This window comes from Pseudomonas folii (assembly GCF_014357575.1).
GTDB lineage: Bacteria > Pseudomonadota > Gammaproteobacteria > Pseudomonadales > Pseudomonadaceae > Aquipseudomonas > Aquipseudomonas folii.
Genome location: NZ_JACONW010000191.1, coordinates 1 through 8,847, shown reverse-complemented (window position 1 = coordinate 8,847; position 8,847 = coordinate 1). Strand labels below are relative to the sequence as shown.

Here is an 8,847-nt window from a genome sequence, read left to right as displayed (position 1 = left end):
TCCTAAGGCAATTGATCATCCAGATGCTTGTTCTTCCACCCATCGTTGCCCGGTAACAGCAGGTTCAATGCGATAGCCGTCACGGCGCACAGGGCAATACCTTTCAGGCCGAAATCGTCCGGGCCGTTGCCGGTGCCGATCAACACGCCGCCGATACCAAACACCAGTGTCACCGAGACGATCACCAGGTTGCGGGCTTCGGCCAGGTCGACCTTGTGGCGGATCAGGGTGTTCATGCCTACCGCCGCAATCGAACCGAACAGCAGGCAGAGAATGCCGCCCATCACCGGCACCGGGATGCTTTGCAGCAGCGCGCCGAACTTGCCGATGAATGCCAGGGTGATCGCAAACAGCGCCGCCCAGGTCATGATCTTCGGGTTGTAGTTCTTGGTCAGCATCACCGCGCCCGTCACTTCGGCGTAGGTGGTGTTGGGTGGACCGCCGAAGAGGCCCGCTGCGGTGGTGGCAATGCCATCACCAAACAGTGTGCGGTGCAGGCCTGGTTTCTTCAGGTAATCACGACCCGTCACGCTGCCCACTGCGATCACGCCGCCGATGTGCTCAATGGCGGGCGCCAGTGCTACAGGGACGATGAACAGAATCGCCTGCCAGTTGAACTCCGGCGCGGTAAACGCAGGCAACGCCAGCCAGGGCGCCCCGGCGATTTTTGCGGTGTCGACGACGCCAAAGTAAAACGACAGGGCAAAGCCCACCAGTACGCCGGAGATAATCGGCACCAGACGGAAAATGCCTTTGCCGAATACGGCCACGACCAACGTGGTCAGCAGCGCAGGCATCGAGATCAGCATCGCGGTGCTGTACGGAATCAGTTCCGCGCCGTCACCACTTTTGCCCATGGCCATGTTCGCGGCAATCGGTGCCATTGCCAGGCCGATGGAGATGATCACCGGACCGATAACCACCGGCGGCAGCAGTCGGTCAATGAAGCCAGTGCCTTTGATCTTCACGGCCAGGCCGAGGAAGGTGTAGACGAAACCCGCCGCCATGACCCCACCCATGGTCGCTGCAAGACCGAACTGGCCTTTGGCAAGAATAATGGGGGTGATGAACGCGAAGCTCGACGCCAGGAACACCGGCACCTGACGGCCAGTGACGATTTGAAACAGCAAAGTACCCAGGCCAGCGGTAAACAGTGCGACGTTAGGATCCAGCCCTGTAATCAGCGGCATCAATACCAGTGCGCCGAATGCGACGAAGAGCATCTGCGCCCCGGACAGCACGGTGCGCCACAGTGGATCGTTGAACTCGTCCTGCCTCATCACGCGTCCTTTTGCTTGGTGCCGAAAATCTTGTCACCGGCATCGCCCAGGCCCGGGATGATATAGCCATGCTCATTGAGGCGTTCATCGATGGAGGCGGTGTAGATCATGACGTCCGGGTGAGCCGCTTCAACCACTGCGATACCTTCCGGCGCAGCAACCAGCACCATGGCGCGGATTTCCTTGCAGCCGGCTTTTTTCAGCAGGTTGATCGTGGCAACCATCGAACCGCCGGTGGCGAGCATCGGGTCGATGATCATGGCCAGACGTTCATCGATCTCCGGAACCAGTTTCTCCAGGTACGTATGGGCTTCGAGGGTTTCCTCGTTGCGGGCCACACCCACGGCGCTGACTTTGGCACCCGGAATCAGGCTGAGAACGCCGTCGAGCATGCCGATACCAGCGCGCAGAATCGGTACGACGGTGATCTTCTTGCCTGCGATCTTTTCGACCGGGACAGTACCGGCCCAACCCTGGATATCGTAGGTCTCCAGCGGCAGATCGGAGGTGGCTTCATAGGTGAGCAGGGCACCGACTTCCTGAGCCAGCTCACGGAAGTTCTTGGTGCTGATATCGGCGCGGCGCATCAGGCCGAGCTTGTGGCGGATCAGCGGATGGCGGATCTCACGAATAGGCATAGGAAAAAGCTCCGGCGTGGGCAAAAAAACGGCCTAGGTTAATCTATTCAGCTGTTACTGTCCTACGTGCCTTGCGGTGTTTTCAGACAATTCCTGACACGTTAGTCCAGAATTGCTTGCCCTGACTGGAGCGGATGCGTACCTTTGCCCGCTTTTCTTACACTGCCCCCCAGGAGAGCGTCATGTCCGCTGATCTCGAGCATATCCGTCAAATCATGCGCGAAGCCGACTGCCTGTACACAGAAGCTGAAGTCGAGGCGGCCATCGCTCGCGTTGGTGCGCATATCAATGCCGAGCTGGCTGAGCGCAATCCAGTCGTATTCTGCGTGATGAACGGCGGTCTGATCTTCTCCGGCAAGCTGCTGACGCACCTGAACTTCCCATTGGAAGCGTCTTACCTGCACGCCACCCGCTACCGCAACGAAACCAGCGGCGGCGATCTGTTCTGGAAAGCCAAGCCCGAAGTCTCGTTCATCGACCGTGACGTGCTGATCATCGACGACATCCTCGACGAAGGTCACACCCTGGGCGCGATCATCGACTTCTGCAAACACGCGGGCGCTCGTGCCGTTCACACCGTGGTATTAATCGACAAAGACCATGACCGCAAAGCGCGTCCGGACCTGAAAGCCGACTTTGTAGGCCTGCCATGCGTTGACCGCTACATCTTCGGTTATGGCATGGATTACAAGGGTTACTGGCGCAACGCTGCCGGGATTTATGCGGTTAAAGGGATGTAATCAGAGTAGGTGGGGTTCTGTTGGAGCGAGGCTTGCCCGCGAATCAGGCGCTGCGGTGTGTTAGTTGCACCGATTCATTGTTCTTCGCGGGCAAGCCTCGCTCCAACAGACCTTAGTATCTCCTCGGGAACAGTCTTGGCCCGCATGCTAAAGTGCCAGCCCTGTCCTTGCGGGAAGTCGAAATGAAGCTTTTGATCCGTAGCGCTGCCATGGCCTTGCTGTGCAGCTTGCCCGTTGTGATGCCTGTCTCAGCCGAACCCATGCACGCCCAATACCTGCCGCCAGATGACCTGAATCTGCGCGAAGGCGAACCCGAGCAGCAGCAATTGCTGCAGATCACCGAGTATTCGGTCGTGGTGGGCAATCAGCGGCAGTCCAATCAGGCACCGATCCCCGTGACTGCGCCGGTACTGCTGCGCCTCAAAGGCAAGCCAATGAACAAAGGCGCCACGATTAACGAGGTGCTGATTCATTTCGACAGCGAAAGCAAAAGCCTGAAAAAGCCGGTCTTTGATGACAAGAGTCGAGTGCTGAATCTGTATTACCCGGTCGCGCAATACCGAACGTTGATGGATCTGCTGCGCAACGAAAAGCTTTACTGCCAGTTCCTCAGTTACGCCAACGGCCATGTCTGGGCCGATTTGCACACCGGGGCCGTTCGTACTCGTTGAGCCTTTTGCCGAGCCGAGGGTAAACTGCCCGCCGGTTAACAAGTCAGCGATCCAGTTGGAGCACGCAATGCGTAAAGATAAAAAGCAGTTGATTGGTGACGAAATCGGCGATGAGCAGGTTAAAGCGTTCTTGCTCTTCGAGCCGGTGGACGCTACATCGCCATCGCTGCACAAGCTGATCAAGGCTTACCGTGGCTTGCGGGTGAATGATTTCGAGCGCTTTCTGGTGTTCTTCCTCGAAGCCGGTTACGACCTGGATGGCAAGGATGAGCATGGCAATGACTTCATTGCAACGATCAAGGATCAGCGCAACGCTGATGAATACATCGAGCTGATCGAGAAAGCTCGCGTGTGAGGGCTGACAGGACAGGCATCCGAATGGAGTCTGTCCTGTGTTGATCTGTTGTGTGGATAATAGCTACGAAGTTGTTAGATTTTTCCTACCGATATAATCGTTGTTTTTTCATGCGCGAGTGAGAATTCAAGCCATACTGCTTAGGCGGCATTGTGTTTGATGCAATGAATTAATATTTTTCGAAATGGATTTCGATGATGAACAGATATATATCGTTGTTAAGTGTTTTACTTGGCTCTCATTTTCTCGTGATGACCACGCCTGCTCTGGCTGCCAAGAAATTTGATATTTCGGTAGATAACGAAGCTCGATCAGATCTCTCCTTGAACCGGGCTACATGGCATCTGGGTAACTATGAGGCGGTGGATTATCAAATTCCTCAGCATTATAAGGGAGAGTTTTCTATCTCGGTAGCGGGTAATAAGAGTGGTTCGCTGTCCTTCACTTATGCCGCAGGGGCCACCGCTTGTAACTACCAGGCTAAATACGGCCAGGAACGTGTTGCCGGTTGGTTGTGGCCTTCTTACAGGGATGTTGCTGAGGTGCGGGGTATTTCTGTCGGGCAGTTCGGTGCCTTTTGCCAAGCCACGGTAGTGGAAAAGCCATCGGGTGATGGTTATATCCTTCGCGTCAGTATCAAGTGATATCAGCACTCATCGGTACGGTGCCTGCTTTACAGCGGCGGTCGTGCCTCTGTGCATCATTGGAAAGGGATTTCAATATTATGTACCGTTTAAAATTAATTGCTGTTTTGAGTGCTTTATCCATGGTGGGGTTCGCTCAGGCCGAGACGCTCACCAATTACCACGCTGAAATACGGAACATGACGGCTGAAGATATTTATCTCATCAATCAAAGCTGGGACTTGGGTGGTCAGGATCCTCAAACTTACAGAATCAAGCCCGGCGATACTGGCGGATTCAATATCCGGGTTACCAATGACATTGGCGAGGTCAACTTCATGATGGGTACTGATGGAGGCAAACGCTGTAACTTTGTTGTGAAGTACGGCCCTGTCAAACGGGTTAAAGGCCCCATGACACTCACTGGGCCTGGCCACTGGAAGGTGACTAAAAGTTTTGGCAGTGTGCCTGCTACTTGCGAGTTGAAAGTGGATGAGTGGGTCTACAAGGAAAGTTTTGATGTTCGCTATCGTATGAAGTGAATGAGGATCTTGTCGCTGGATTTATGGAGTCGTGAAATGGATGTTCATTGGAAGTTAAATAAAGCAGGTCCGCAGGTGCTGCTGTGCCTGGTATTACTGGCTGCAAGTGTTGCCCCCTATGCCCGTGCTGCCGGGAGTTTTCAAGCGAACGTCAAGGTTGTTAACGAGACGGCGACACCCTTGGTGTTAAGCGCCGCCAACTGGGTATTGGGCGGGGTAGGGGTTGATAATTACGCGATACCTGGCCATCGCACGGGAGACATCAGCTTGATGTTCGCCTCGAAAAAACGAGGGGCACTCAGCTTCACGTATACCGCCGGAGATAAATCCTGCACGTTCAAGGCGGGTCACGATATAAGGACAAGCTTTGGTTGGTTCCGACCTGCAGAAGAGCCCTATCAATGGACTAATGCGCAATCAGATGGCGCCTCTAAGGCTATTTGTAAGGCTCAACTGGTCAGTCATGATCCCGATAAAAGCTATAGCGTCCGAGTCAGTATCGAATAGCCCGGACCTGCGTTATTGCGTTACTGATGAGTTCGCAACGCGTTAAGTTAAACAAAAAAAACGCCCGGCTCTTTCGACGCCGGGCGTTCTCGTGTGTCGCTCGTGAATCAGGCGAGGCTGTGTGCTTCGCTGTGGTTCTCGACCAGTTCCAGGCGCTCGTTGTTCTGGGTACTGACCCGCTCATACAGCTGCGCGTCGGTTTCCAGTTCTTTCTCCCGAGCCGGGAAGATCTCGTTGAGCTTGGCTGCCCATTCACCTCGTGCTTTTTCCGGGAAGCAGCGCTCGATCAGGTCCAGCATGATCGAAACGGTGACCGAAGCACCTGGCGATGCACCCAGCAGGGCGGCGAGAGAGCCGTCTTTGGCCGAGACCAGTTCAGTACCGAATTGCAGGACGCCGCCTTTCTTGGGGTCCTTCTTGATGATCTGCACCCGTTGGCCCGCAATTTCCAGACGCCAGTCTTCAGCTTTAGCTTCTGGATAGAAGCGGCGCAGTGACTCAAGACGCTGCTCCATGGACTGCATGACTTCGCTGACCAGGTATTTGGTCAGGTCCATGTTGTCGCGGGCCACAGCCAGCATCGGTTTGATGTTGGCGATACGTACCGACAGCGGCAGGTCAAGGAACGAGCCGTGTTTGAGGAACTTGGTGGTGAAACCGGCGTAAGGTCCGAACAGCAGGGACTTCTTGCCGTCGACGACGCGGGTGTCCAGGTGCGGCACAGACATTGGCGGCGAACCGACCGCTGCCTGACTGTAGACCTTGGCCTGGTGATGTTTGACCACTTCAGGATTGTCGCAGCGTAGCCACTGGCCGCTGACCGGGAAGCCGCCAAAGCCTTTGCTTTCTTCGATGCCTGACATCTGCAGCAATGGCAACGCCGCACCACCTGCGCCGAGGAACACGAATTTCGCGTCGATCTCACGCGTGCTGCCGCTGTTCACGTCCTTGATGCTGACGCTCCAGCCAGCGCCTTTGCGGCTCAGGCCTGTGACCCGCTTGCTGTACTTGACCTGAGCATCCGGACCGCTGCTCAGGTGTTTGAGCAGTTGATTGGTCAGGTTGCCGAAATTGACGTCAGTGCCGTTCATGACTCGCGTCGCGGCGATCTGCTCATCGGCCGGGCGGCCGGGCATCATCAGCGGCATCCACTCGGCAAGGGTCGCCTTGTCCTCGGTGTATTCCATGGACGAGAACGCATGGTGCGTGCGCATGGCTTCAAAGCGGGTCTTGAGGAAGGCAATGCCTTTCTCGCCCTGCACGAAGCTCAGGTGCGGAACTGCACTGATGAAGCTCTTCGACGAGCCGAAAGTGCCTTTTTGCGTCAGGTAAGCCCAGAACTGTTTGGAAACCTCGAACTGGGTATTGATTTGCACGGCTTTCTTGATGTCGATGGAGCCATCAGCTGCCGGCGGGGTGTAATTGAGTTCGCACAGACCCGCATGGCCGGTACCGGCGTTGTTCCACGGGTTTGAACTCTCCGCAGCGCCAGAGTCCATCAGCTCAACGACTTCCAGCTTGAGGCCGGGGTCGAGCTCCTTGAGCAGTACGGCGAGGGTGGCACTCATGATGCCCGCTCCAACCAATACCACATCGACTGCTTCGTTATGCGCCATTAACGCGTCTCCAAAATCTGCAGCACCAAATTGACGGCATACGATCCTGAGGTCAGATGCCTGGTAGCGGGACTTTGTTCAAAGTTGTGTCCCGATAACCCTGGCCAGGATCTGCATGTCCGATTCTTCGCAATTTTTCGCATCATCAACGGAGGCCATCAAACGGACTTGAATGATTGATTCATCAAGGCAGCATGAACGCATTTTTCAGCCCGGTCAGCCATTCGACCATCGTCAAGGCATCCGTTGTGCAACCAAATCCGTAGCGGACAGGCTTCAGACTCCAGTCGAGGAGGCTGCGTAGCAGCAATCGATCCTGTTCAAAATGGTTGGGTCAGATGCTAATGGTGCATTTACAAACGCGTACCTGTTCATTTGCTCGCCACACTCTTGTGAAGTAGTGAAACCCGTTTTTTCGCGTTCTTTTGGAGACGCGAACCTCAACCTCAAAAGGGCTGCGCGATGGCAGCACCGGCAGATCAGGGGCATGCATTCCGGCGTGTTGGCGAGCGATACGGGTTCAAAATATTCGAGCCCGTCAGCACCGATCAACACGCAAATCTGCGTGATCGTGACCTGTGTGGGCGGCTCTCTGTGGGCATTACGAAGGCGCTAATCAGGAGATTAGCCATGCTGCGAGGCCCGATCAGGAGACGTCCTTATAATCGGGGGAAGATTATAGCGATGAAACGACAGGAATTGATCGTATTAAGTGACTTTTATTCGGTTCGCAGTCAGGCCATGCGCAACTGACGCGCTGCAGGTTGCCCGGCGCGGCGAGTGATACGGGCATTGAGGGGCAGTGGCTGGTTCAACCAGGACAGATTCTGTTCGGAAACCTCAACCCAACCCTGACCCACGGGAGGCTGAGTGCACTGTTTGAACGCGCAGCAAACACCGCTTTTATCAATGCGCGCGTAGTGGCGGTACTTGGGACGAGCAGTAAAGAGTGACCAGATAAAGTCCATGGGGTGGCTCCCGATTGGTTTAGGCGCAATTCTGCACACCGCACATGACATCATCGTGACGTGGGTGTTGCTGAACCATTGCATCTCTGGCGCGGTCCGATTTTCACTGGTTGGCGGTGCTGGGAGGCCGCTATACTGCGGCACATTTAGTGCCTGGCCCATTGGAGAGAGATGAGCATGCTGCGTCGCATTTTGTTTGGTTTGCTTGCTGTAACGAGTCTGACTCTGGTTGGCTGTGCCCACAGCCCTCAACAACTTAGCCCGCAGCCCAAGCTGAATGCCCAGCTGGCGCCGGTAGGCCGTGGTCAGCCGGTAATGGTGCGTGTCGTCGACGGTCGCCCAAGCCCGACGCTGGGTACCCGTGGTGGCATGTATCCGGAAACCAGCGCGGTCAGCGTTTCCAGTGCTGACGTACTGCCCAAGTTGCAGGCTCAGGCAGAAGCTGCTGTGCGTCTGCTGGGCTTTACCCCATCGCCTAACGGCGGCGGTCCACAGCTGACCATTACCCTGGCGGACCTGAAGTATCAATCGCCGAAAGAAGGCCTGTACGTGACTGAAGCGACCATCAGCACCACGTTCCGCGCCGAAGTGAAGAACAACGGCCGTAACTACGCCGGTCGTTATGCCGCTTCGCTGGATCAGCGCTTTGGTATGGCACCGAATCAGGAAACCAACACTCGTCTGGTGAGCGACGTGTTGAGCGACGCCCTGACGCGTCTGTTCCAGGATCAGACCATTGGCAACACGCTGGCTCAATAAAACCAGCGCTGCTGTAAAAAAGCCCGGCTCTCTTGCGAGATGCCGGGCTTTTTTGTGCCAATACTTTTACTTGTGGGGGGTTCCAGGTTTGCCCGCAAGCTGACATGGGACCGGCTTTAGCCGGGAAGGCGGCATGTCTGGCGATAAA

The 8,847-nt window shown here is 55.6% G+C and carries 11 protein-coding genes; 7 read left to right on the top strand and 4 right to left on the bottom strand.

The window, feature by feature from the left end; genetic code table 11:
- Positions 1 to 2: 2 nt before the first annotated feature.
- Positions 3 to 1,280, bottom strand: coding sequence for a uracil-xanthine permease family protein (locus H8S59_RS24440; RefSeq protein WP_095099857.1), 1,278 nt, complete (start codon positions 1,278 to 1,280; stop codon positions 3 to 5).
- Positions 1,280 to 1,918: a uracil phosphoribosyltransferase gene (gene upp, locus H8S59_RS24435; protein ID WP_027902892.1), complete on the bottom strand. Its 639-nt coding sequence runs from the start codon at positions 1,916 to 1,918 to the stop codon at positions 1,280 to 1,282. The genes H8S59_RS24440 and upp overlap by 1 nt, the downstream gene beginning before the upstream one ends.
- Positions 1,919 to 2,100: 182 nt before the next feature.
- On the opposite strand from upp, the gene H8S59_RS24430 reads away from it, so the two are divergent.
- The 6 genes from H8S59_RS24430 to H8S59_RS24405 all read left to right on the top strand — a co-directional run bounded on the left by H8S59_RS24430 (position 2,101) and on the right by H8S59_RS24405 (position 5,356).
- On the top strand, positions 2,101 to 2,658 hold the full coding sequence (locus H8S59_RS24430) for a hypoxanthine-guanine phosphoribosyltransferase (RefSeq protein WP_187523084.1): 558 nt from the start codon (positions 2,101 to 2,103) through the stop codon (positions 2,656 to 2,658).
- Positions 2,659 to 2,840: 182 nt separating this feature from the next.
- A complete protein-coding gene (locus tag H8S59_RS24425) occupies positions 2,841 to 3,329 on the top strand; it encodes a hypothetical protein (protein WP_095099852.1) in 489 nt (162 codons plus the stop codon).
- Between the two features lie 67 nt (positions 3,330 to 3,396).
- Positions 3,397 to 3,684 (top strand): PA4642 family protein, encoded by a 288-nt coding sequence (locus H8S59_RS24420; protein ID WP_187523083.1) that lies wholly within the window; start codon positions 3,397 to 3,399, stop codon positions 3,682 to 3,684.
- Between the two features lie 194 nt (positions 3,685 to 3,878).
- A complete protein-coding gene (locus H8S59_RS24415) occupies positions 3,879 to 4,328 on the top strand; it encodes a hypothetical protein (protein ID WP_187523082.1) in 450 nt (149 codons plus the stop codon).
- Positions 4,329 to 4,408: 80 nt separating this feature from the next.
- The gene (locus tag H8S59_RS24410; RefSeq protein WP_187523081.1) at positions 4,409 to 4,849 is read left to right on the top strand and encodes a hypothetical protein; all 441 of its coding nucleotides are present in this window, start codon (positions 4,409 to 4,411) and stop codon (positions 4,847 to 4,849) included.
- A 36-nt stretch (positions 4,850 to 4,885) separates the two neighbouring features.
- On the top strand, positions 4,886 to 5,356 hold the full coding sequence (locus H8S59_RS24405) for a hypothetical protein (protein WP_187523080.1): 471 nt from the start codon (positions 4,886 to 4,888) through the stop codon (positions 5,354 to 5,356).
- Positions 5,357 to 5,463: 107 nt separating this feature from the next.
- Here H8S59_RS24405 and mqo read toward each other — a convergent pair whose 3' ends face one another.
- Positions 5,464 to 6,972, bottom strand: coding sequence for a malate dehydrogenase (quinone) (gene mqo / locus H8S59_RS24400; RefSeq protein WP_095099838.1), 1,509 nt, complete (start codon positions 6,970 to 6,972; stop codon positions 5,464 to 5,466).
- A 734-nt stretch (positions 6,973 to 7,706) separates the two neighbouring features.
- The gene (locus tag H8S59_RS24395) at positions 7,707 to 7,940 is read right to left on the bottom strand and encodes a hypothetical protein (RefSeq protein WP_187523079.1); all 234 of its coding nucleotides are present in this window, start codon (positions 7,938 to 7,940) and stop codon (positions 7,707 to 7,709) included.
- 177 nt (positions 7,941 to 8,117) lie between these two features.
- Between H8S59_RS24395 and H8S59_RS24390 the strand changes: the two genes are divergently transcribed.
- Positions 8,118 to 8,699: a YajG family lipoprotein gene (locus H8S59_RS24390; protein WP_095100296.1), complete on the top strand. Its 582-nt coding sequence runs from the start codon at positions 8,118 to 8,120 to the stop codon at positions 8,697 to 8,699.
- Positions 8,700 to 8,847: the final 148 nt, after the last annotated feature.